Source organism: Kitasatospora sp. NPDC004289 (assembly GCF_053602875.1).
The window spans coordinates 84,656-104,452 of record NZ_JBSGEL010000022.1 but is presented as its reverse complement, the minus strand read 5'-3'; the positions used below and the strand labels follow the sequence as shown (position 1 = coordinate 104,452).

At 73.9% G+C, this 19,797-nt stretch carries 21 protein-coding genes; 7 read left to right on the top strand and 14 right to left on the bottom strand.

Annotated features, from left to right (window positions below; all coding sequences use genetic code 11):
- Window positions 1-277: 277 nt before the first annotated feature.
- Genes ACWEPF_RS17455 through ACWEPF_RS17445 form a run of 3 tightly spaced genes read right to left on the bottom strand, consistent with a single transcriptional unit; the run spans window position 278 to window position 1,634 of the window.
- A complete protein-coding gene (locus ACWEPF_RS17455; protein WP_345289242.1) occupies window positions 278-490 on the bottom strand; it encodes a hypothetical protein in 213 nt (70 codons plus the stop codon).
- Window positions 487-1,269 (bottom strand): hypothetical protein, encoded by a 783-nt coding sequence (locus ACWEPF_RS17450; protein WP_452173241.1) that lies wholly within the window; start codon window positions 1,267-1,269, stop codon window positions 487-489. The genes ACWEPF_RS17455 and ACWEPF_RS17450 overlap by 4 nt, the downstream gene beginning before the upstream one ends.
- Before the next feature lie 47 nt (window positions 1,270-1,316).
- Window positions 1,317-1,634 carry a WhiB family transcriptional regulator gene (locus tag ACWEPF_RS17445; protein ID WP_452173240.1) on the bottom strand — a complete coding sequence of 106 codons (318 nt, stop codon included), beginning with the start codon at window positions 1,632-1,634 and terminating at the stop codon, window positions 1,317-1,319.
- Between the two features lie 271 nt (window positions 1,635-1,905).
- On the opposite strand from ACWEPF_RS17445, the gene ACWEPF_RS17440 reads away from it, so the two are divergent.
- Window positions 1,906-2,400 carry a helix-turn-helix domain-containing protein gene (locus tag ACWEPF_RS17440; protein WP_452173239.1) on the top strand — a complete coding sequence of 165 codons (495 nt, stop codon included), beginning with the start codon at window positions 1,906-1,908 and terminating at the stop codon, window positions 2,398-2,400.
- Window positions 2,401-2,430: 30 nt separating this feature from the next.
- Window positions 2,431-3,030: a hypothetical protein gene (locus ACWEPF_RS17435; protein ID WP_452173238.1), complete on the top strand. Its 600-nt coding sequence runs from the start codon at window positions 2,431-2,433 to the stop codon at window positions 3,028-3,030.
- Window positions 3,031-3,057: 27 nt separating this feature from the next.
- Here ACWEPF_RS17435 and ACWEPF_RS17430 read toward each other — a convergent pair whose 3' ends face one another.
- From ACWEPF_RS17430 to proC, 5 genes are all read right to left on the bottom strand, one after another.
- Window positions 3,058-4,713, bottom strand: a complete 1,656-nt coding sequence (locus tag ACWEPF_RS17430; protein WP_452173237.1) for a penicillin-binding transpeptidase domain-containing protein — start codon at window positions 4,711-4,713, stop codon at window positions 3,058-3,060.
- Window positions 4,714-4,755: 42 nt separating this feature from the next.
- Window positions 4,756-5,646 (bottom strand): hypothetical protein, encoded by an 891-nt coding sequence (locus ACWEPF_RS17425; protein ID WP_452173236.1) that lies wholly within the window; start codon window positions 5,644-5,646, stop codon window positions 4,756-4,758.
- Window positions 5,643-6,146 (bottom strand): SigE family RNA polymerase sigma factor, encoded by a 504-nt coding sequence (locus tag ACWEPF_RS17420; protein ID WP_452173235.1) that lies wholly within the window; start codon window positions 6,144-6,146, stop codon window positions 5,643-5,645. The genes ACWEPF_RS17425 and ACWEPF_RS17420 overlap by 4 nt, the downstream gene beginning before the upstream one ends.
- A 103-nt stretch (window positions 6,147-6,249) precedes the next feature.
- Window positions 6,250-6,903 (bottom strand): HAD family hydrolase, encoded by a 654-nt coding sequence (locus ACWEPF_RS17415; protein WP_452173234.1) that lies wholly within the window; start codon window positions 6,901-6,903, stop codon window positions 6,250-6,252.
- 10 nt (window positions 6,904-6,913) lie between these two features.
- Window positions 6,914-7,738 (bottom strand): pyrroline-5-carboxylate reductase, encoded by an 825-nt coding sequence (proC, locus tag ACWEPF_RS17410; RefSeq protein WP_345289234.1) that lies wholly within the window; start codon window positions 7,736-7,738, stop codon window positions 6,914-6,916.
- Window positions 7,739-7,940: 202 nt separating this feature from the next.
- On the opposite strand from proC, the gene ACWEPF_RS17405 reads away from it, so the two are divergent.
- The 4 genes from ACWEPF_RS17405 (at window position 7,941) to ACWEPF_RS17390 (ending at window position 11,995) form a co-directional block, all read left to right on the top strand.
- Window positions 7,941-9,500, top strand: a complete 1,560-nt coding sequence (locus ACWEPF_RS17405) for an extracellular catalytic domain type 1 short-chain-length polyhydroxyalkanoate depolymerase (protein ID WP_452173233.1) — start codon at window positions 7,941-7,943, stop codon at window positions 9,498-9,500.
- Between the two features lie 170 nt (window positions 9,501-9,670).
- Window positions 9,671-10,120, top strand: coding sequence for a hypothetical protein (locus ACWEPF_RS17400; protein ID WP_452173232.1), 450 nt, complete (start codon window positions 9,671-9,673; stop codon window positions 10,118-10,120).
- Window positions 10,121-10,230: 110 nt separating this feature from the next.
- Window positions 10,231-11,484: an SCO2583/SCO2584 N-terminal domain-containing protein gene (locus ACWEPF_RS17395; protein WP_452173231.1), complete on the top strand. Its 1,254-nt coding sequence runs from the start codon at window positions 10,231-10,233 to the stop codon at window positions 11,482-11,484.
- Window positions 11,485-11,542: 58 nt separating this feature from the next.
- Window positions 11,543-11,995 carry an SCO2583/SCO2584 N-terminal domain-containing protein gene (locus ACWEPF_RS17390; protein WP_452173230.1) on the top strand — a complete coding sequence of 151 codons (453 nt, stop codon included), beginning with the start codon at window positions 11,543-11,545 and terminating at the stop codon, window positions 11,993-11,995.
- Window positions 11,996-12,002: 7 nt separating this feature from the next.
- Here the strand turns inward: ACWEPF_RS17390 and ACWEPF_RS17385 are convergent, their stop codons facing one another.
- From ACWEPF_RS17385 to ACWEPF_RS17365, 5 genes are all read right to left on the bottom strand, one after another.
- Entirely contained in the window at window positions 12,003-12,509 is a 507-nt protein-coding gene (locus ACWEPF_RS17385) for a hypothetical protein (RefSeq protein ID WP_345289230.1), read from the bottom strand.
- An 83-nt stretch (window positions 12,510-12,592) separates the two neighbouring features.
- Complete coding sequence (gene ilvD, locus ACWEPF_RS17380) at window positions 12,593-14,437, bottom strand: dihydroxy-acid dehydratase (RefSeq protein WP_345289229.1); 1,845 nt, start codon at window positions 14,435-14,437, stop codon at window positions 12,593-12,595.
- A 121-nt stretch (window positions 14,438-14,558) separates the two neighbouring features.
- Window positions 14,559-15,323 carry a class I SAM-dependent methyltransferase gene (locus tag ACWEPF_RS17375; protein ID WP_452173229.1) on the bottom strand — a complete coding sequence of 255 codons (765 nt, stop codon included), beginning with the start codon at window positions 15,321-15,323 and terminating at the stop codon, window positions 14,559-14,561.
- Between the two features lie 20 nt (window positions 15,324-15,343).
- A complete protein-coding gene (locus ACWEPF_RS17370; RefSeq protein WP_345289301.1) occupies window positions 15,344-16,141 on the bottom strand; it encodes a sugar phosphate isomerase/epimerase family protein in 798 nt (265 codons plus the stop codon).
- 434 nt (window positions 16,142-16,575) lie between these two features.
- Window positions 16,576-17,532 carry a Ppx/GppA phosphatase family protein gene (locus ACWEPF_RS17365; RefSeq protein WP_345289227.1) on the bottom strand — a complete coding sequence of 319 codons (957 nt, stop codon included), beginning with the start codon at window positions 17,530-17,532 and terminating at the stop codon, window positions 16,576-16,578.
- A gap of 117 nt (window positions 17,533-17,649) precedes the next feature.
- On the opposite strand from ACWEPF_RS17365, the gene ACWEPF_RS17360 reads away from it, so the two are divergent.
- On the top strand, window positions 17,650-18,399 hold the full coding sequence (locus tag ACWEPF_RS17360; RefSeq protein WP_452173228.1) for an alpha/beta fold hydrolase: 750 nt from the start codon (window positions 17,650-17,652) through the stop codon (window positions 18,397-18,399).
- Window positions 18,400-18,526: 127 nt separating this feature from the next.
- Here the strand turns inward: ACWEPF_RS17360 and ACWEPF_RS17355 are convergent, their stop codons facing one another.
- Window positions 18,527-19,795, bottom strand: a complete 1,269-nt coding sequence (locus ACWEPF_RS17355; protein WP_452173227.1) for an SUKH-4 family immunity protein — start codon at window positions 19,793-19,795, stop codon at window positions 18,527-18,529.
- Between the last annotated feature and the right edge of the window lie 2 nt (window positions 19,796-19,797).

Here is a 19,797-nt window from a genome sequence, read left to right as displayed (position 1 = left end):
CTCGGAGTCGGTGCGCGGGACGGCCGTCGGTGGGCACGGCGGCGGGACCTCTTGCGGGAGGGAGGAGGGGGTCCGTTGCCGGCGGGGCGGCGGCCGCCCCGTGCGAAACGGCGGGCCGCGCTCCCCTCGCTTCCGCGCTGGGGGCACAGCTCCGCCGCTGCTCCAACTGTGACGCATTGCGTGCGCGGGCGCAACTTGTGCGGGCGGGCACGTCCGTCGGAACGCCGAGAGCCCCGCTCCGGCAACCGTGCCGGGGCGGGGCTCTCTTGATGGTGTGTCAGGCGGATCGCGGGCGACCTCGCCGGGTGAGGCGCTCGGCGGCGAAGACGTCCTCCAGCCGGTAGAGCAGGGCCCTGCCCTGCCGTCCGGCTGCGGCCAGGTGGCCGAGCTGGACCCACTTGCGGATGGTGGCGGGTGCGACGTCCACCTCGGCGGCGGCGATCAGCGCGTTGACCAGGGCGGCCCCGGCCGGGAGTCCGAGCGTGCTCATCGGGCCCCCTCCACCGCGGCGGGGACGGGGCCGGCGGGCTCGGCCTCGTCCACCAGGACGGCCAGGGCGGCCTCGTCCACCCCGGCCTCCTGGGCCAGTTGGGACCAGGAGGTCTCCGCCCAGCTGTGCCGGTGACCGGGGGCGGTGCGGCACTCGCAGTCCGGCTCGGTGCAGCGGCAGCCGGGGTTGACGCAGAGCACCGCCCGCCAGGCCGGGAAGGCCCGCAGCGAGACCGAGTCGCACCAGGGGCAGCGGCCCCGCACCCGGACCAGGGTCTCGGCCTCGCCGAGCGCCGCCGAGCAGCGGCGGGACATCCGGCGGGCCTCCTCCAGCACGTGCTCGGCGAGCGTCGGGTGGCCCGCCACCTCGGCGAGCAGCGCCTCGATCCGGTCCAGCCGGGCCGGCACGTCGGCCCGCGGGGCCCGGCCGAGCCGGAGCTTCTCCCGGACGGCCTCCTCCAACTCGACCACCCCGTCGGTGATGTCGCGCAGCACGTCGGAGATGTGCAGGCGCAGCGGGGCCCGGCCGCCGGAGGCGCCGCGCAGCCCGTGCCGCTCGTTCCAGAGGGCGGCCTCGCGGTCGGCCCGGTCGGCGGCCGCCCGGCGGGCCGCCTCGGCGGCGCCCTTGGGGGCACCGGACCGGTTGGCGGCACCCGGCCGTCCGGGGGCCAACTCATCGATCAGCTCCGGGAACTGGCGGCGCAGGATGTCGATCCACAGGGCGGCGCGGGCGAGCTGACGGCCCGCGACGGTGGAGGGGAAGGCGGACTGGGCGTGCATGGGTGACTCCCCGGCAGAGACGGCGGGACAGGAAGAGGAGGCGGACTTCAACGCGGTTCGACCACGCGACCGTTGCGCCAGAGGCGGCCGCCGCAGACTCCGTCGAACCAGGAGAGCTCGGGCTGCACCGCCTCCAGGCAACGGCGGCGCACCGGGCAGGCCGCGCAGCGGCGCAGGGCCGGGGCGGCCTGGGCGGCCCTGGTCACGAAGATCTCCCGGGCCGGCAGCCCCCGGCAGGCGGCCCGCTCGCGCCAGTCCTCGGCGCGCTCCCGGGCGTAGGCGTGACCCTCGCCGACGGGACGGGTAGCAGCGGGACGGGCGGCGGCAGCAGCAGCAGCGTCGGCAACGGTGGTGGCAACGGGCATGGCAGGGCTGCTCCAGGACTCGAGGGCGGAGCCCGGGGCGGCCCGTCCGATCTTGTTGCGGGTTCGCACTCATCCTGCGTTGTTGCGCCTGCGCACGCAAGCTGTTTCGGGACGGACCTTCGACGGACCGCGACGACTCCCTCACAGAGCGGCTGAATCACCGCACAACCGTGGCCCAATCGACATGACAGGGTGCGCCCGAGCACTGATTACGCGCGCGAGCGCGCGGTACCCTTGGGTGGTGCGGGGGCAGGCGGAGGGAGTCCAACACATGGTGCCGAGCAGCAGCACCGACATCGAGCGGTTCGCGTCCTGGATCGAGGACCTGATGCGCGACCGCGGGTACGACATCGACAGTCCCCGGGGCGGCGGCAAGTCGAAGCTCGCGGAGGACGCGGGCGTGCACCGGGCAGCCGTGACCCGGCTGCTGCAGCGCCAGAGCATGCCCGACCTCGACACCATGCGGGGTCTGGCCCACGCCCTCGGCGTCCCGATCCGGGAAGTCCTCATCCAGTCGGGCAAGCTGACGGCGGATGATCTCCCGGAGGCGGTCGGTTACCCTGTGGACACCGCACCCGCCACGGCCGTCGGGCAGCGGATGACCCTGGAGCAGGTCGCATCGGCACTCGGGATTCCCGACGACCGGCGCGAGATGTTCATCAAGGTCGCCCAGCAGTTCACGCCCGACCAGGCCGGGGACGACCACCGGGAGACCGGCCGGGAGACTACGGGACGCAAGGGGACCAGACGGCTCGCTACGGGCTGAGCCCGTGGATCGGTGAGAGGCGTTCGGCGCGTGGCTGGGCAGAACAACCGGACGGACGGTCCCGGCCCGGGCGAACTGGCCGAGAGCGGCGAGGAGTTCGACCTCCTCGCCTTCATCGCACAGCTCACCGACCGTGCCTCCCGGGAGCCCGGACGCCGGCTCTCCCCGGCCGCCGTCACCCGGGCTCTGACCTCGCTGGTCGAACTGGCCCTCCCCGAGGGCGTGCTGATCACCACTCCGGAGGAGTACGAGCGGTCCCGCGAGTCCGCCTACGCCCAGGGGTGGCAGGACGCCGTCCAGCACCTCCACCGCCAGTCGGTGTCCGGCCCCGCACCCTCCGTCCCGGCCCAGGCCCAGGGCCCTTCGGAGGCTCCGCCACCGGCCGGGTCCGAGGTCCGGGCGCCGCGCACCGAGGCCGACGACGAGCACTCCTCCGGCCCGGAGGCCACCGTCCTGGCCTTCCCGCCCCGGATCCCACTGGTCCGGGCGGCAGACAGCGACGGGCGGCGCGAGCTGATGCCGCACCGCCCGCGCCGCCCCTCCCGACGCCGCCGCCGGGAGACCGTCGAGCCACCCGGCCGGCCGGAGGCCCCGGAGGGTCCTGCCCGCTCCGAAGAGCCCGACGCCTGACGCCCGACACCCGACGCCCGAGTGGTGCTACCGCGTGTTGCCGATCCGCAGCAGCGCGGCCGCGGCCGGTGCGGCGGCCTCCGCCCCGTGGCCGCCCGCCTGGACCTCGGCCGCCACCGCGAGGTCGCCGCAGTACCCGGTGAACCAACTGTTGGGCTTGGGCTGCCCGTTGACCTCGGCGGTGCCGGTCTTGCCGGCCGCGCCGGAGATGCCGCGCAGCGCCCCGGCGGCCGTACCGCTCTCGGCGGTGCGACGCATCATCGACCGCAGGTCCTTCAGGGTCTGTGCACCGAGGGTGCGCGCGGACTTCGGCTGGGGCAGGCCGGGGATCAGGACCGGCTGGCGGAAGATGCCGCTCTGGACGGTGGCCGAGACCGAGGCCATGGCGAGCGCGTTGGTCTGGACCCGCCCCTGCCCGATCAGGGCCATGGCGGCCTCGGCCGGGTTGCTCTCGACCGGTACGGCGGTGTCGAAGGTGTCGATGCCGGTCTGCCAGACCAGGCCGAGCCCGAACACCTCCCGCGCCAGGGTGGGCATGGCCGCACCCTTGAGCCGGTCGCCGCCCGCGTCCAGGAAGGCGGTGTTGCAGGACTGCGCGAAGTCGTCCTTGAAGGTGTAGCCCGGGCGCGGATCGGTGAAGTCGTTCCGCACCGTCCGGCCGGACACGGTGGTGGTCGGCGGGCAGGGCAGCGGGCTGTCCGGCGTCAGGCCGGCCTCCAGCAGCCCGGCGGCGGTGACCACCTTCATGGTGGAGCCGGGAGCCTGGTTGGCCCCGAAGGCCCGGTTCTGGCCCTGGGCCGGGTTGTTGGCGAAGGCGAGCACGTGACCGGTGCTGGGTTCGACGGCCACGATCGAGGCCGGTGTGGTCCGGGCCGCGACCGCCGCCTCGGCGGCCCGTTGCAGGTCGGCGTCCAGGGTCAGCCGCCGCTGGGCACCGTTCTTCGGCTCGGTGATGGTGAACAGCTGCTCGCCGGGCGACGAGCTGCCCTGCGCGAAGGCCACCACCCCGCGGCCCGCACTGCCCGGGTCCTCCGTCCCCGTGAACCTGATCTGCCCCAACACCGCTCTCACGGAGGGGAATTCACCGACCGGCCGACCCTTTCGGTCCACCACCTGGGAGGGCGAGGAGGAGATCGGACGCACCGACAGCTCCTTGGTGCCGGTCAGCTTGGGGTGGACCACATCAGGACTCCAGTGCACCACCACCCGCCCGTCCCGGCCCCGCACCATGCTGAACGCGCCCTCGTACCGCCAGGGTTGGGCCGCGTCGGGCAGCCGCACCTCGGCCCGGAAGGCCAGCGGCACCTCGCGGTCCGACACCGGCGGAGTCGTCACGAAGGAGGACGGCGACGGCGAGGCGGACGGCACCGGGCCGCCCAGGGCGAGCGAGACCGCCGTCGGCTTCAGCTCCGTCCGGAACCTGGTCAGGGCGACGATCGCGGGCTCGGGGCGGTCGGTGAGGCGCCCGGCCTCCTCGTAGTCGCCGTCCGCCCAGGCCTTCAGGAACGCCTCGGCCCCCTTCGCCGCCTCCGCCGCCGTCGGCGGCCCGGTGACCACCACCGCCGGGACCTTCGGCCCCCCCGGGGTGGGGCCGCCCACCAGCGCGTACGCCGCGTACCCCCCGGCCCCGCACACGATGGCCCCCGCCACCGCGAAGCCGAATCCGGCTGCTGCCCTACTCATTGCCAACACTCCGTCACGTCGATTGCGGACACGTCCCGTTGGTCACTTCGCCCAGTGCGGATCCAGTGCGATGGCGGTCATCTCGTCGAAGCTGATCGCCATCGCCGTCCGGGAGAGGTCGGTGTAGTTGAACTGAACGACCCGCACTCCTCGGCCGTCGGGACGCACCGCGGTGACGCTCCACCTGGTCTCGCGCCCGGGGTCCTTCTCCCGCCCCGTGGTCACCCGAGTGCCATCGGGCCGGATCGCACAGGACACGTACTGCCCGTTCTCGCACCGGGGCCCCGTCACCTCCTGCGGGGTGAGGTCGATCAGCGTCACGGCCACGGTCACGGGTCCGTGCCCGTCGTCGAACAGCAGACTGCCGGTGACCTCCCGGTCCGTCCCCGGGGGCCGCGCCGAGGGTGCCGCCGCTCCGCCGTCCGGCAGGGTCAGCCGCCCTTCGGTGAACTGCCCCGCCCGGAGGCCGCCGCTGATGCTGCCTCGCGGGGGCAGCATCGCCGCGAGCTGGTGGTCCACCGGCCCCGTGCGATCCGTGCCACCCGGCCGGTAGCTCGGTGCCAGGATCGTGGGAGGGACGATGGGCGGGGAGGTGGAGGAAGAGGGCGTCGGCACCGCCGACGGCGACGGCGGAGCGGCGGACGAGGCGGCCGGCGGCACCGGGGCGGGGCCGGCGGCCGGGCCGAGGGTGCTCAGCCCGAATCCGGACGCCCCGATCAACACGGCGGCCGCAAGGCCGAGTTGGGCCCGCCGGAGACGGCGGAGCCGTCGGCCGCGAGCCGCTGCCCGGTGGACCAGGTCACGGCTGTGCGGGGCGAAGCCTCCCACGGCCACGCCGAGGGCGTCGTGCAGCGGAACGTCGGGCTGCTGGTCGTGGTGCACGGTGCCGGTCTCCGTTCGGTCGGTGCGGGCGCGGCCGCGCGGGGGCGTCACGCGCGGCTCAGTTCGGCGAAGTCCTGGCCGAGGACCTGCCGGAGGCGGTCGCGGGCGCGGAGGCTGCGCACCCGCACCGAGCCGACCCGGATGCCCATCAGCCGGGCGGTCTCCTCGACCGAGCGGTCCTCCCAGTAGCGCAGCACCAGCACCGTGCGGTCCTTCGGCGACAGCTGGGCCAGGGCCTCCAGCAGGGCGACCCGCAGGGCGGGGTCGTCGCCGAGGTGGCCGTCCGGTTCGGGCAGCGCCTCGGAGGGGCGCTCGCCGGAGCGGCGCAGCCGGCGCTGGGAGACGAAGGTCCGGGAGAGCACCGTGTGGGCGTACGCCAGCGGGGGCTCGGAGCGGTCGATCCGCCGCCACGAGCGGTACATCTTCGCCAGGGTCTCCTGGACCAGGTCCTCGGCGAGGTGCCAGTCACCGGTCAGCAGGCAGGCCGTTCTGAACAGTCTGCCGCTGTGGGCGTGTGCGAACTCCATGAAGTCCGCAGGAGCTTCCCCCACCACTTGGTCCTTCCCCGATCCCGTTCGTCGCGGTACCCACGCCGCGGGGCACCGGCGGCGTTACAGGCCGGGGAAAAAAGTTTTCCGGGCGTCCGACCGCCCGTCAGGGGCCGAGCAGCCCGGGCACCTCGGCGAGGTCGGTGATCAGGCCGGTGGCGCCCGCGCCGGCGAGCTTGGCCGGGTCGGTCAGGGCCGCGTAACCGTACACGTCCATCCCGGCGGCCCGGGCGGCCAGCACGCCGTTGCGGCTGTCCTCGATCACCAGGCAGCGGGCCGGGTCCACCCCCAGGGTGCGGGCGGCGTGCAGGAAGAGGTCGGGGGCGGGCTTGCCGACGCCGACGTCCTGGGCGCTGAAGATCCGCTCCTCGGCGTGGTGGCCGCGCAGCCCGGTGAGGTCGAGCGCGGTGCGGATCCAGGCGTGGTGGGCCGAGGAGGCCAGGCAGTACGGGACGCCGCGCTGCTGAAGGGTCTTCAGCAGCTCCTCGGCGCCCCGCACCGGGGTGAGCTCGCGCTCGAACGCGGCGAACACCCGGGCGTGGAACAGCTCGTCGAAGCCCTCGGGCAGCCGTGCCCCGTACCGCTCGCCGACCACGTCGTGCACGGTGTGCGCGGCGCAGCCCATGAAGTCCCGGTAGGAGTCCTCGACCGTGGTCGGGTGGCCGAGCTCGGTCAGGTACTCGGCGAGCACCCGGTTGGAGATCGGCTCGCTGTCCACCAGCACGCCGTCGTTGTCGAAGACCACCAAGTCGTAGCTCACGCCCGTGAGCCTACTTGCCGCCGGAGGCCAGCTCCTGCGAGCGGTTGCGGGCCGCCTCCAGGGCGCCGAGCAGGGCGGCCCGGACGCCGTGGTTCTCCAGCTCGCGGATGGCCGCGATGGTGGTGCCGGCCGGGGAGGTGACCGCCTCGCGGAGCTTGACGGGGTGTTCGCCCGAGTCGCGGAGCATCACCGAGGCGCCGATCGCGGACTGCACGATCAGGTCGTGCGCCACGTGCCGGGGCAGGCCGAGCAGGATGCCCGCGTCGGTCATCGCCTCGACCAGGAAGTAGAAGTAGGCCGGGCCGGAGCCGGAGAGCGCGGTGGCCGCGTCCTGCTGGCTCTCCGGCAGGCGCAGCGCCTTGCCGACCGAGCGGAAGATCTCCTCGGCCCGCTCCAGGTGCTGCTCCTCGGCGTGCGAGCCGCCGGAGATCACGCTCATCCCCTCGTCGACCAGCACGGGGGTGTTGGGCATCACCCGGACCACCGGGGTGCCGGGGGCCAGCCGGGCCTCGAACCAGCGGGTCGGCACGCCGGCCGCCGCCGAGATGACCAGCCGGTCGGGCTCGACGTGCGGGGAGAGCTCCTCCAGCAGGGTGCCCATGTCCTGCGGCTTGACCGCCAGGATCAGGGTGTCGGCCAGCTTGGCCGCCTCGGCGTTGGAGACCACGGTGACGCCGTAGCGCTCGGTCAGTTCGGCGGCTCGCTCGGGGCGGCGGGCGGTGACCAGGACGTCCGCCGGGTCGGTGCCGGCCCGCAGCAGACCGGAGAGCAGGGCCTCCCCGATCTTGCCGGTGCCGAGGAAGGCGATCTTCTGTCCGGACGCGCTGCTGGTCATGGCCGCTCCTTGCTCACGTGTACGGCCATCCTCGCACCAGGCGGCATCCGTCCGGCGCAGCCGTCCACGCTGTGGGCAATGTGCGGCACCGCCACCCGGGCCGCCCGCCGGTGTCCGCCCGCACCGTGACCGGGGCCACCGCCCCGCCACTACCGTCGCGGCAACCCCCACCCGGCTTCACCCCCACCCAGGAGCCTTCACCATGCACGTCCGACCCCAACGGGCGTGGTGGGCAGCCGTCCTGACGCTGCTCGCCGTGCTCTTCGCCGCCGCGCTCCCCCTCCTCTCCCCCTCCCCCGCCCGGGCCGCCGCCGTCCTGACCCAGGTCACCGGCTTCGGCTCCAACCCCGGCAACCTGCTGATGTACCGCTACGTCCCGGACGGGCTGCCCGCCGGGCGGCCGCTGGTGGTCGCCCTGCACGGCTGCACCCAGTCCGCCGCCGCCTACGACGACGAGACCGGCTGGACCAAGTGGGCCGAGCGGTACGGCTTCGCACTGGTGCTGCCGCAGCAGCAGTCGGCCAACAACTCCTCCGGCTGCTTCAACTGGTTCGTCCCCGGCGACTACTCCCGGGACCAGGGCGAGGCGCTGTCGATCCGTCAGATGGTCGCCCGGGCGACCGCCGACCTGTCCACCGACCCGTCCCGGGTCTACGTCACCGGGCTCTCGGCCGGCGGGGCGATGACCGCCGCGCTGCTCGCCGACTACCCCGACGTGTTCGCCGGCGGCGGGGTGGTGGCCGGGCTGCCGTACCGCTGCGCCTCCACCCAGACCCAGGCCAGCGTGGACTGCATGACCACCGGCCGCGACCTGACCCCCGCCCTGTGGGGCGACCTGGTCCGCTCCGGCCACCCGTCCTGGACCGGCCCCTGGCCCAAGGTGTCTATCTGGCACGGGAGTTCGGACGCACTGGTGAAGCCCGTGAACCTCACCGAGCTGATGGAGCAGTGGACGGACGCCAACGGCGTCCCGCAGACCCCCGCCCTCACCGAGGCCGTCGGGGGCAACCCCCACAAGGTCTACGCCGACGCCAACGGGCAGGCCCGGGTGGAGACTTGGTCCATCACCGGGATGGGACACGGGCAGCCGGTCGACCCGGGCAGCGGAGCCGAGCAGTGCGGCACGGCCGGCGCCTACGTCCTGGACGTCAACCTCTGCGCGTCCCACCGCATCGCCACGTTCCTCTCCCTCGACGGCACTTCACCCACCCCCTCGCCGTCCCCGTCCCCTTCCCCCTCCACGGGCACCCTCGCCCTCTCCGACGACACCACCCGCGACGGCTACGTGAAGGCCAACACCGACGGCACCTCCCCCACCGTCGGCACCCTGGCCGGCACCCTCGGCCTGGCCGTGGGCCGCGGCACCGACGGCAAGCAGAACCGGGCCCTGCTCTCCTTCGACACCTCCGCCCTCCCCGCCGGCGCCACCGTCACCGCCGCCCGGCTCACCGTCTCCTACGCCAGCGGCAGCGGAAACCCCTGGAACGAAGCCCAGTTGACCGTCTCCACCCGCGCCGGCTGCTTCGGCCCCGGCTGCACCACGACCCCCGAGGACTACGCCGCCCTGGCCGACACCCCCGACGCCGCCACCATCCCCGCCTTCAGCTCCGGCACCCGCACCTCCACCGACTTCCACCCCACCGTCACCCCGGGCACCCCCCTCCAACTCCGCCTGGCCTTCGACCGCCCGCTCTCCAGCACCGCCTACCTCTTCCTCCAACGCGGCACCGCGGCGACCCTGACCCTGGAGTACCGCACCTGAGGGAACGAGGAGGAGCTCCGCCGCACCACGGCGATCCCGGCCCCGGCCCACCGCACCCGGCCGCCGCGTCCTCCTTCTTCGGGGCCACTCCTGGCCGTCGTTCCCCGTAGGGGGAAGGTCAGGGGTGGCCCCTATGGATTACGGGAGTGGACGGGAGGACCGTGGAGGGCATGGGACACGGAGATCTGTCGCGTGGTGAGAAGAACCAGTTGGCGGTGGCTTCGGCGACGCTGGGGCCCTGGCGGACGGCCGCGGGGGCCGGGGCCCTGGTGGGCTCGGCCGCGCTCGGGGTGAACGTGGTGACCGGGCACTGGGGTGCGGACGTGGTGGCGGGGCCGGCCGGGCTGGGGCTGTTCGTGCTGTTCCTGGTGGGGACCTTGGGCGGGAAGCTGCGCCGGGACGCGGCCGACCGCCGGATCCACCGCTGGGCCGCCGAGCACCCGTGGCGCTCGGCGCTCCCGGCTTCGGCCGCGTTCTGGCTGCTCAACACGGTGAACCTGACCTTCCTCGGGGGGACCGAGCTGTTCGAGTCGCTGTTCTCCTCGCTCGCGCCGGCCGGCCTGCTGCTGGTGGTCGCCGGTGTGGTCGGCTCGGTCAAGCGCTCGCGCCGCGCCCGCTGACGGCCGTACACCGGACGAACCGTCAGCAACCCGTACGCACCGGAACGGCGGAGCGGCGGACCGTCCGGCCCTCCCGAACGGGCGCTCGACGGCGTCGGCATACTGTGCGCGTGCCCATAGCCGAAGAGCCCGAGCCGCGTCCCGCCGAGGACCCGTTCGACAAGCTGGTCCTGGACGAGGAGTTCGTCCGCTCCGCCGAGGTCAAGGAGCAGTCCGGACGCACCCGGATGCTCGCCGCCCGCTGGAAGGAGCAGCCGCCGCACGACCCGGGCGGCCGCCGCTCCGTCAACGACGGCCCGAAGCCGAAGCGCCGCTTCGGCCGCAAGCCGAAGCCCGTCGACCCCTGGGGCAACGTCCGCCGGAGCAGGCCGAACTGGCAGGCGCCGCTCTACGTGGCGCTCGCCGTGGCGCTGGTGCTGGCCGCGCTCAACGTCGAGTCGCTGCGCGGCTGGTACGCCGACTGGCGCGGCGACACCGGGACGGCCGACGGCACCGCGGCCCGTCCGGTGCCGACCGTCGGCCCGGAGACCGCGAAGCCGACCGCGGCCGCCCCGCAGGTGGACGAGCAGCAGCCCACCGTGGCCCGCCCCTGGGCCGGCTCCCCGGCCGAGGGCTGGCCGGCCGGGCCGGACGCGATCCTGCTGCCGCAGGCCCAGGCGGTCGGCACCTTCGACGCCGACCAGGTGGCCGCCCGGCTCAAGCTGGTCAAGGACTTCCTGGTGGCCTCGAACCTGGACCACGCGATGGTCGCGGGCGGGCAGACCGACACCGCGCTGTCCATGCTCGACACCGATCCGCGGCGGCAGACCGAAGGCTGGCTGCGCGCGCCCTCCGAGAAGGGGGACGCGACCTCGGTGTTCAGCCGCTTCGACCCGCGCGACGCGATCCCGGTGAACGACACCGTGAAGGTGCAGGGCCGGATGAGCTTCGAGGGCGACGGCGAGAAGGGCCTGCTGGTCCGCACCGACTACACCTTCGTCTACGCGCTGCGCCCCGGCCCGGAGGCCGGCAAGAAGCGGCCCTCGCCCGCCGCCGGCACCGTGAAGCCGGCCGGCTTCACGACCGAGGACGTCGCTCCGAACACCTGGACCGCCCGGACCATCGTCCGACGGGTGATGGCCTTCCGGTTCTACGACCCGGCCCGGTACGACGTGGACAGCAAGAAGATCCGCTTCGCGGACACCGACAGCGACGTCGGCAACAGCGCCTGCGACGTCTACGACGGCTTCTTCCACCCGCAGTTCGCCCAGTTCAACATGAGCTTCGGCACCCGGCCGGAGCCGACCGGCCCGAGCAGCGACCCGTACGACCGCAGCAAGGACATCGAGAAGCACGAGGAGTGCGGGACCACCACCCGCAGCTGAGTCCCCCGGCTGATCGAATTCACGCGTCCCCGACGGGGGCGGGGGGCATACTGACGGCGTGCCGATAGCCGATGAGCCAGAGCCGCGCTCAGCCGACGAACCGTCGGAGAAGGACCCGTTCGAGGGTCTCGTCCTGGACGAGGCCTTCGTCCGGGCTGCCACCGTCAAGGAGGCCAGCGGTCGGACCAGGATGCTGGCCGCCCGGTGGAAGCACACCCCGCCGCACGACCCGGGCGGCCGCCGCTCGGTCAACGACGGGCCGAAGGCGGCCCGCCGGAAGTCCGGGGCCGGGAGCCGCCGGGGGATCCGCCGGGGCGCCGGAGGTGCCGGGGCCTCGTGGCAGACCTGGCTGATCGTGGTCGCGGTCTGCGCGATCGTGCTGTTCAGCCTGAAGGTGGCGGCCGACACCGTGCGGGAGCCGGCCACCCCCGTGACACCTCAGCCGAAGCCGACCCCGACCGCCCCGGCCGATCCCACGGCGCCCGCGCAGGACGTGCCCAAACCGGTCTGACGGAGCCTCAGCGGCGCTTCTTCGGCCGCCCGGGATTGCCGCTGCGCGCGGCCTTCGCGGCCCGGCGGCGGTCGACGGCGGCCAGGGCCTCCTCGTACCGGGCCCGCTTCACCCTCTCGCCCGGGGCCTCCAGCAGGCTGCGCAGGAAGTAGGCGACCAGCGCGCCGACGAAGCCGATCAGCCAGACCGCGCCGAGCGACTTCTCCTCGGTCATCCAGCCGGTGAGGCTCTCCTTGCCCTCGCTCAGCACCTTCCAGGTGCGCAGCCCGGCCAGCAGGGAGCAGAGCCCGATGGCGGCCACCAGCAGCCCGTAGACCACCCCGCCGGCCTCGGAGTCCCGCACGCCCTCCACCGCGAAGCGCAGCAGCAGGGCGCCGGCCGCGGCGGCGGCCAGGGCTCCGAGCGGCACCGCGACCCGGCGGGCCCAGTAGCCGGAGCCGCGCTCCACCCAGCTGGTGCCGAACCAGCGGATCGGCTCGGGGGTGCCGTCGGGGTGCTCAGTCTGCTCGCTCACGGCTCCGATGATGACACGGGGCACCCCGGGAACGACGAAGCGGCCGCTCCCGGATCACCCGGGAGCGGCCGCCTGACGTCGGGTCAGCCCAGCTTGCTGACGTCGCGCACCGCGCCCTTGTCGGCCGAGGTGGCCATCGCCGCGTACGCCTTGAGCGCCGCGCTGACCGGGCGGACCCGGTCCTTGGGCCGGTAGCCGGTCTCCGCCTCCAGCTTGAGGCGCCGCTCGTGCAGCTCCTCGAAGGAGACCTTGAGCTCGACCGAGCGGTTGGGGATGTCGATCGCGATGACGTCACCGTCCTCGACCAGCGCGATGGTGCCGCCGGAGGCCGCCTCGGGCGAGGCGTGGCCGATGGACAGGCCCGAGGTGCCGCCGGAGAAGCGGCCGTCGGTGATCAGCGCGCAGGCCTTGCCCAGGCCGCGGCCCTTGAGGAAGGAGGTCGGGTAGAGCATCTCCTGCATGCCGGGGCCGCCCTTGGGGCCCTCGTAGCGGATGACCACCACGTCGCCCTCCTTGACCCGCTTGGTGAGGATCGCGTCCACCGCGTCCTCCTGCGACTCCAGGACGACGGCCGGGCCGGAGAAGGTCCAGATCGACTCGTCGACACCGGCGGTCTTCACGATGCAGCCGTCCTCGGCGAGGTTGCCGTAGAGCACGGCCAGGCCGCCCTCCACCGAGTAGGCGTGCTCGACCGAGCGGATGCAGCCGTTCGCCGCGTCGGTGTCCAGGGTGTCCCAGCGCTCGGACTGCGAGAAGGCGGTGGCGGAGCGGACGCAGCCGGGGGCCGCGTGGAACAGCTCGACCGCCGTCGGGGAGGGCGAACCGCCGCGGATGTCCCAGGACTTGAGCCACTCGGCCATCGTCGCGGAGTGCACGGTGTGCACGTCCTCGTTCAGCATCCCGCCGCGGTAGAGCTCGCCCAGGATGGCGGGGATGCCGCCGGCCCGGTGCACGTCCTCCATGTAGTACTTGCCGTTCGGCGCGACCTTGGAGAGGCAGGGCACCTTGCGCGAGATGGCGTCGATGTCCCGCATGTCGAAGTCGAGTTCGGCCTCCTGGGCGGCGGCCAGCAGGTGCAGGATGGTGTTGGTCGAGCCGCCCATCGCGATGTCCAGCGCCATCGCGTTCTCGAACGCGGCGCGGGAGGCCACCGAGCGGGGCAGCACCGTGGCGTCGTCCTGGTGGTAGTACCGCTTGGTGATGTCGACGATCGTGCGGCCGGCGTCCTCGTACAGCGCCTTGCGGGCGGTGTGGGTGGCCAGCACCGAGCCGTTGCCCGGCAGGGCCAGGCCGATCGCCTCGGCCAGGCAGTTCATCGAGTTGGCGGTGAACATGCCCGAACAGGACCCGCAGGTCGGGCAGGCGTTCTCCTCGATGATCGCGATGTCCTCGTCGGAGACGTTCTCGTTCACCGCGTCGGAGATCGCGTTCACCAGGTCGAGCTTGCGCACCGTGCCGTCCACCAGGACGGCCTGGCCGGCCTCCATCGGGCCGCCGGAGACGAAGACCGTCGGGATGTTGAGGCGCAGCGCGGCCATCAGCATGCCGGGGGTGATCTTGTCGCAGTTGGAGATGCAGATCAGCGCGTCCGCGCAGTGCGCGGAGACCATGTACTCCACCGAGTCGGCGATCAGGTCGCGCGAGGGCAGCGAGTAGAGCATGCCGTGGTGGCCCATGGCGATGCCGTCGTCCACCGCGATGGTGTTGAACTCGCGGGGGATGCCGCCCGCCTCCTTGATCGCCTCGGAGACGATCCGGCCGACCGGCTGGAGGTGGGTGTGCCCGGGGACGAACTCGGTGAAGGAGTTGGCCACCGCGATGATCGGCTTGCCGAAGTCCTCCCGGGCTACGCCCGCGGCCCGGAGAAGCGCCCGGGCGCCTGCCATGTTGCGACCGTGGGTGACCGTACGGGACTTCAGCTCGGGCACTGTGCTCCACTCCTTCGGAGGCTCCGGGGCGGGCCCCGCTCAGGTGGGAGGGTGCAGGGCCGCCGTGGCTGTCGAGCCTACGCCTCGGTTCCAGCGGACGGACACTCCGTCCGCCATCCGGTCACTCCTTCGTGAGCACCGTGAGGTCGAGCACGTACGGGTCGACCAGCTCGCCGTCCGGGAACTCGGCGAGCAGCGCGTCCCGTTCCGCCGCCAACAGCTCCTCCCGCCGCCGTTCCGGCAGCACCGCGACGTAGGAGCGGGACCGCAGGTCGGTGAGCATCGCGTCCACCGTGATCCGGCGGTCCCAGCGCAGCACCACGTGGCCGCTCGGCAGCCCGTACGGGGCGAACTCCACGGTGACCTCCTTCACCGCCCCGTACCCGTGGTAGCTCTCCGGGGTGCCGGCCTTCAGCCGCTCGCCCTGGGCCCGGACCCACGGGACCTCCGGATCCCTGACGTTCCACCAGACCGCCAGCGAGCCGCCCGGGCGGAGCACCCGCAGGGCCTCCGGGATCGAGCGGCCCGGGTCGGTCCAGTGGAAGGCCTGGGCGTACGTGATCAGGTCCGCGGTGGCGTCGTGGAACGGCAGCTCGTCCCCGGTCCCCTTGACCAGCGGCAGCTCCGGGCTGACCGCGCGCAGCCGCGCCGCCATCCCCGGGCTGGGCTCGACGGCGGTGACCCGGGCGCCCCGGGCGGCCAGCAGGCGGGTGGCGATGCCGGTGCCCGCACCGACGTCCAGCACCTCGGCACCCTTGAGCGGGAAGCCGGCCAACTCCTCCAGGCGGTCGAAGAGTCCGGCCGGGTAGGAGGGGCGGGCGGTGTCGTACTCGGCCGCCACCGCACCGAACGAGTTCGCGTGGTCGTGCAACTGATAGGACGTCATGGACCCACGGTAGCCCGGGCTTACTTCGCCACCGTGGCCAGGTGGAGCCGGGTGAAGGCGAGCGCCTCGGCCAGATCGGCCTCGCGTTCGGCGGGGGAGGCGGAGCGGCGGGTGTTGACCTCCAGCACCACGTGGCCCTCGAAGCCGGTGCGGGCCAGACGTTCCAGCAGCTCGGCGCAGGGCTGGTTCCCCCGGCCCGGGATGAGGTGCTCGTCCTTGGCGGAGCCCAGGCTGTCGGCCAGGTGCACGTGGGCCAGCCGCTCCCCCATCCGGTCCACCATCTCGAAGGCGTCCACCCGCGAGGTGGCCACGTGCGAGAGGTCCACCGTGTAGTGCCGGTACGCCTCCTCGGTGACGTCCCAGCCCGGCGCGTAGGCGAGCATCTCGCGGTCCCGGTAGCGCCACGGGTACATGTTCTCCACCGCGAAGCGGACGTCCGTCTCCCCGGCCATCCGGTGCACGCCCTCGACGAACTCCCGGGCGTACTGGCGCTGCCAGCGGAACGGCGGGTGCACCACCACGGTGTCCGCGCCGAGCTTCTCGGCGGCGGCCCGGGCGCGGACCAGCTTGGTCCACGGGTCGGTGCTCCACACCCGCTGGGTGATCAGCAGGCAGGGAGCGTGCACCGCCAGGATCGGCATCCGGTACTCGTCGGAGAGCCGGCGCAGCGCCTCGATGTCCTGGCTGACCGGGTCGTTCCAGACCATCACCTCCACGCCGTCGTAGCCGAGCCGGGCGGCCAGCTCGAAGGCGGTGGCGGTGTTCTCCGGGTAGACCGAGGCGGTGGAGAGCACCACCTTGGTGTCCGGCACGTGCAGGCCGTCGGCGTGCGGCGGCAGTACCAGGCGGTCGGTGGTGCGCAGCAGCGGGGCCCGCAGGGCCGGCTTCTTCGCGGCCCGGACGGCCTTGACCGCCTGGGTGGCGAGGGCCAGCTGCGACTGCCGGGGCGGCTTGGCGGCCCTCCTCCCCTCGACGGGCTTCGTGGCCTTGGCCGCTTCGGCCTTCTCCGCCCGCTTCGCGGCCTTCTTGGCGGCCTTCTTCGCGGCCTTCCTCACCGGCTGCGGGTCGTCGGAGCCCGTGGTCTCCGGCGCAGGCGCCTTGCGGGCCCTGCGCGGCTGCCGGGTGCTGTCACCGGCCGCGCGGCCCCGCCGCGACCCGTCCTCGTCCGCTGCTTCCGCCACGGGAGACAGCGTAAGCGGCGCGCGCCGGTATTGGTGTGCGCCCCGTCACGCCGCCGACCCGCGCAGGTCTGTCACCCCGTCAGCGCGGGGTGCCGGTCCGAGGGGCTGTCGAGGGTGTCCAGGCGGCGCAGGATGATGCCCTCGCGCAGCGCCCACGGGCAGATGTCCAGCTCCTCCAGCCCGAACAGGTCCATCGCGGCGTCCGCCACCAGGGCGCCCGCCAGTAGCTGTCTCGCCCGCCCCTCGGAGACGCCCGGGATCTGCGCCCGCTGAGCCACCGTCATCCCGGCCAGCCGCGGCACCCAGGCGGAGAGCCCGGCCCGGGTCAGCTTCCGGACCGCGAGCGGCCCCGCCTCGGCCGGCGCCGCGCCGGTCATCCGGGCCAGCTGCTTGAAGGTCTTCGAGGTGCCGACGGCGTGGTCCGGCGCCCCGCGCCGGGTGAACTCGCCCACCACCTGCGCGATCTCGGCCCGGATGTACCGGCGCAGCTCCCGGATGTCCTCCGGGTCCGCGACGTCCCCGGGCAGCCGGGCGGTCAGCCGGCCCGCGCCCAGCGGCAGCGAACAGACCACGTCCGGCTGCTCGTCCAGGCCGGCCGCCAGCTCCAGCGAGCCGCCACCGATGTCCAGGTCCAGCAGCCGCCCGGAGGACCAGCCGTACCAGCGCCGCACCGCCAGGAAGGTCAGCCGGGCCTCGTCCGGGCCCGACAGCACCCGCAGCTCCACCCCGGTCTCCTCGGCCACCCGGCGCAGCACCGCCTCGCCGTTGGCCGCCTCCCGGACCGCCGAGGTGGCGAACGGCAGCAGGTCCACCACGCCCTTGTCCTCGGCCACCCGGATCGAGGAGGCCACCATGGCCACCAGCTTGTCCACCCCGACGTCGGTGATCGCACCGTCCCCGTCCAGCAGCTCCGCCAGCCTCAGCTCCGCCTTGTGGGAGTACGCGGGCAGCGGGGCAGCACCGGGGTGGGCGTCCACCACGAGGAAGTGGACGGTGTTGGAACCTACGTCGAGCACACCGAGTCGCATAACCGCCCACGCTACGCGATCCGGCCGCACAGGTGGCCGGATAACACCTCACCGGCCCCGGGACCGGCCCGCTGCCGCTAGCGTCGCCTGGATCAACTCGACGTGGAGGAGACCGAGATGACGATCACTCACCGCCTGGTGGGCTCCGGCGAACACGGCGTCCTGGTGCTGCACGACTGGTTCGGCACCAGCGCCGGCTGGGGCCCGTTCCCCGAGTACCTCGACGGCTCGGCCTTCAGCTACGCCTTCCTCGACTACCGCGGTTACGGCGAGCGGGCCGCGGTCGAGGGCGAGTACAGCCTGGCCGAGATCGCCGGGGACGCCCTGGCGCTGGCCGACCAGCTGGGGTGGGAGACCTTCTCCCTGGTCGGGCACTCGATGGGCGGCAAGGCGGCCCAGCAGGTGCTGGCCCGGGCGCCCGAGCGGGTCCGCAAGCTGGCCGGCGTCGCGCCGGTGGCCGCCTCCGCGTACGAGCTCGGCGAGGCGTACGACCTCTTCCACGGGGCCGCCGCCGAGCCCGGCAACCGCCGCGCCATCATCGACCTGGTCACCGGCAACCGGGCCACCGGCGTCTGGCTCGACCGGATGGTCGCCAACTCGCTCGGGGCCTCCCGGCCCGAGGCCTTCGCCTCCTACCTGGAGCAGTGGACCACCGTCGACCTGAGCGCCGAGGTCTCCGGCCTGCGGCTGCCCGCCCGGGCCTTCGTCGGTGAGCACGACCTGGCCCTCAACGAGGACTACTACCGCTCCACCTGGCTCACCCACTACCCCGAGGGCGACCTCGAACTCCTCCCCGCCTCGGGCCACTACCCCATGCAGGAGACCCCGGTCGCCTTCGCCACCACCCTGGAGAACTTCCTCAGGTGATGCCGGGGGCGCAAGGAACTGCGCGCAGGGGAACGGCAGCACGTGCAACTGGCTCACGTGCCCCGATCTAGCCCTGGTCCGCCTTCCGGTTCGCGCAGTTCCTCGCGCCCCCGGTGTGACCACTTTCCTAGAGGAGGCCGTGCCAGAGCTGTTCGACGATGACGGACCACCAGTTCTCGGGGTCCGAGAAGACGGTGCGGTCCAGGCCCGCGAGGGACCACTGGAGTTCGGCGACGGCCTGGCCGGCCGCCAGGGGGTGGAGGTCGCGGAGGCGGGGGTAGCGGTCGGCGAGGAGGGCGAGGGAGCGGGCGAAGGCGGTGAGGTCGGCGTTGACGTAGCGGAACTCCGCGGTGTCGGGGTCGACCGCCCGGACCCGGCCCCGTGCGGTGTCGACGGTGAACCGGGCCCACCCGTCGGTGCCGATCAGCACCTGGCCGAGCAGGTCCCGCCGGGCCGCCTCGGTGGCGCGGCTCCCGCGCCCGTCCTCCGCCAGCACCTCGGCCAGCTCCGGCAGGACCGGCGCCGCGCCGGACACCCCGTCCGAGACCGGGTGGTAGAGCTCGAAGAAGCCCCGCACCCCGACCGGCAGCCCGACCCGGACCAGCGGCCGGCCGACCGCCTCGGGCAGGTCGGCCGCGAGCACCGCCGCCGGGTCGAAGCGCCGCACCCCGCCCTCGCCGAACTGAGCCGTCAGCCGGGCGGCCAGCGCCGCCTCCGCCTCGGGCTGGGCGGGCGGGACGTTCGCCGGGAAGGGCACCCGGTTGATCCGGGGCGTGGAGTCGAGGGTCCGCACGGCCCGGGCCCGCCCGTCGAAGCGCGGGCCGTAGGCGAGGTCGTGGCTGTGCCGGGTGCCGGGGAGTTCGGCCAGCAGGGAGGCGGCGACGTAGCCGCCGGGGAGCATCGAGGGGCGCAGGTCGGTGTGGACGGCGAGCACGTCCTCGGGCTGGACGCCCTGCTCGCTCAGCTGGGCCCAGGCGCGCAGCGCGGGGTGGGGACGGCCGGGGGCGGAGCGGAGCACCAGGGTGCGCTGCTCGCCGAGGGCGTCGCGGTAGACGAACTGGGCGCGGCAGCCGGGGCCGGTGGCGGGCGGCAGGGCCGGGTCGTAGTGGCCCGCGCCGAGCCGGTCACGGTAGAGCTCGATCACCTGCGGGACGGGGACGGAGGGCCAGACGGTGAGCTCACCGGTGGCCCGGTCGATGACCGCGCAGGCGGCGCCGAGCTCCTCGGGGGCGCGGCGTTCGCCGGTGAGCGGGTCGACCCGGACGGGGGCGGGCTCCGGCCAGACCACCCAGCCGAGGTCGAACTCGTGTGCCTTGACCGGCCGGACGGCCTCCGGGGAGAGCTCGGCGTTCACCCAGCGGTGGGCGGCCTCAAGGGCCTGCGCGAGGGTGGTCATCG

Bases quoted from the DNA above. Each gene is read 5' to 3' on its own strand.
- ACWEPF_RS17455 (WP_345289242.1), bottom strand. From the start codon at position 490: ATGAGCACGCTCGGACTCCCGGCCGGGGCCGCCCTGGTCAACGCGCTG.
- ACWEPF_RS17450 (WP_452173241.1), bottom strand. From the start codon at position 1,269: ATGCACGCCCAGTCCGCCTTCCCCTCCACCGTCGCGGGCCGTCAGCTC.
- ACWEPF_RS17445 (WP_452173240.1), bottom strand. From the start codon at position 1,634: ATGCCCGTTGCCACCACCGTTGCCGACGCTGCTGCTGCTGCCGCCGCC.
- ACWEPF_RS17440 (WP_452173239.1), top strand. From the start codon at position 1,906: ATGGTGCCGAGCAGCAGCACCGACATCGAGCGGTTCGCGTCCTGGATC.
- ACWEPF_RS17430 (WP_452173237.1), bottom strand. From the start codon at position 4,713: ATGAGTAGGGCAGCAGCCGGATTCGGCTTCGCGGTGGCGGGGGCCATC.
- proC (WP_345289234.1), bottom strand. From the start codon at position 7,738: ATGACCAGCAGCGCGTCCGGACAGAAGATCGCCTTCCTCGGCACCGGC.
- ACWEPF_RS17405 (WP_452173233.1), top strand. From the start codon at position 7,941: ATGCACGTCCGACCCCAACGGGCGTGGTGGGCAGCCGTCCTGACGCTG.
- ACWEPF_RS17400 (WP_452173232.1), top strand. From the start codon at position 9,671: ATGGGACACGGAGATCTGTCGCGTGGTGAGAAGAACCAGTTGGCGGTG.
- ACWEPF_RS17375 (WP_452173229.1), bottom strand. From the start codon at position 15,323: ATGACGTCCTATCAGTTGCACGACCACGCGAACTCGTTCGGTGCGGTG.
- ACWEPF_RS17365 (WP_345289227.1), bottom strand. From the start codon at position 17,532: ATGCGACTCGGTGTGCTCGACGTAGGTTCCAACACCGTCCACTTCCTC.
- ACWEPF_RS17360 (WP_452173228.1), top strand. From the start codon at position 17,650: ATGACGATCACTCACCGCCTGGTGGGCTCCGGCGAACACGGCGTCCTG.
- ACWEPF_RS17355 (WP_452173227.1), bottom strand. From the start codon at position 19,795: ATGACCACCCTCGCGCAGGCCCTTGAGGCCGCCCACCGCTGGGTGAAC.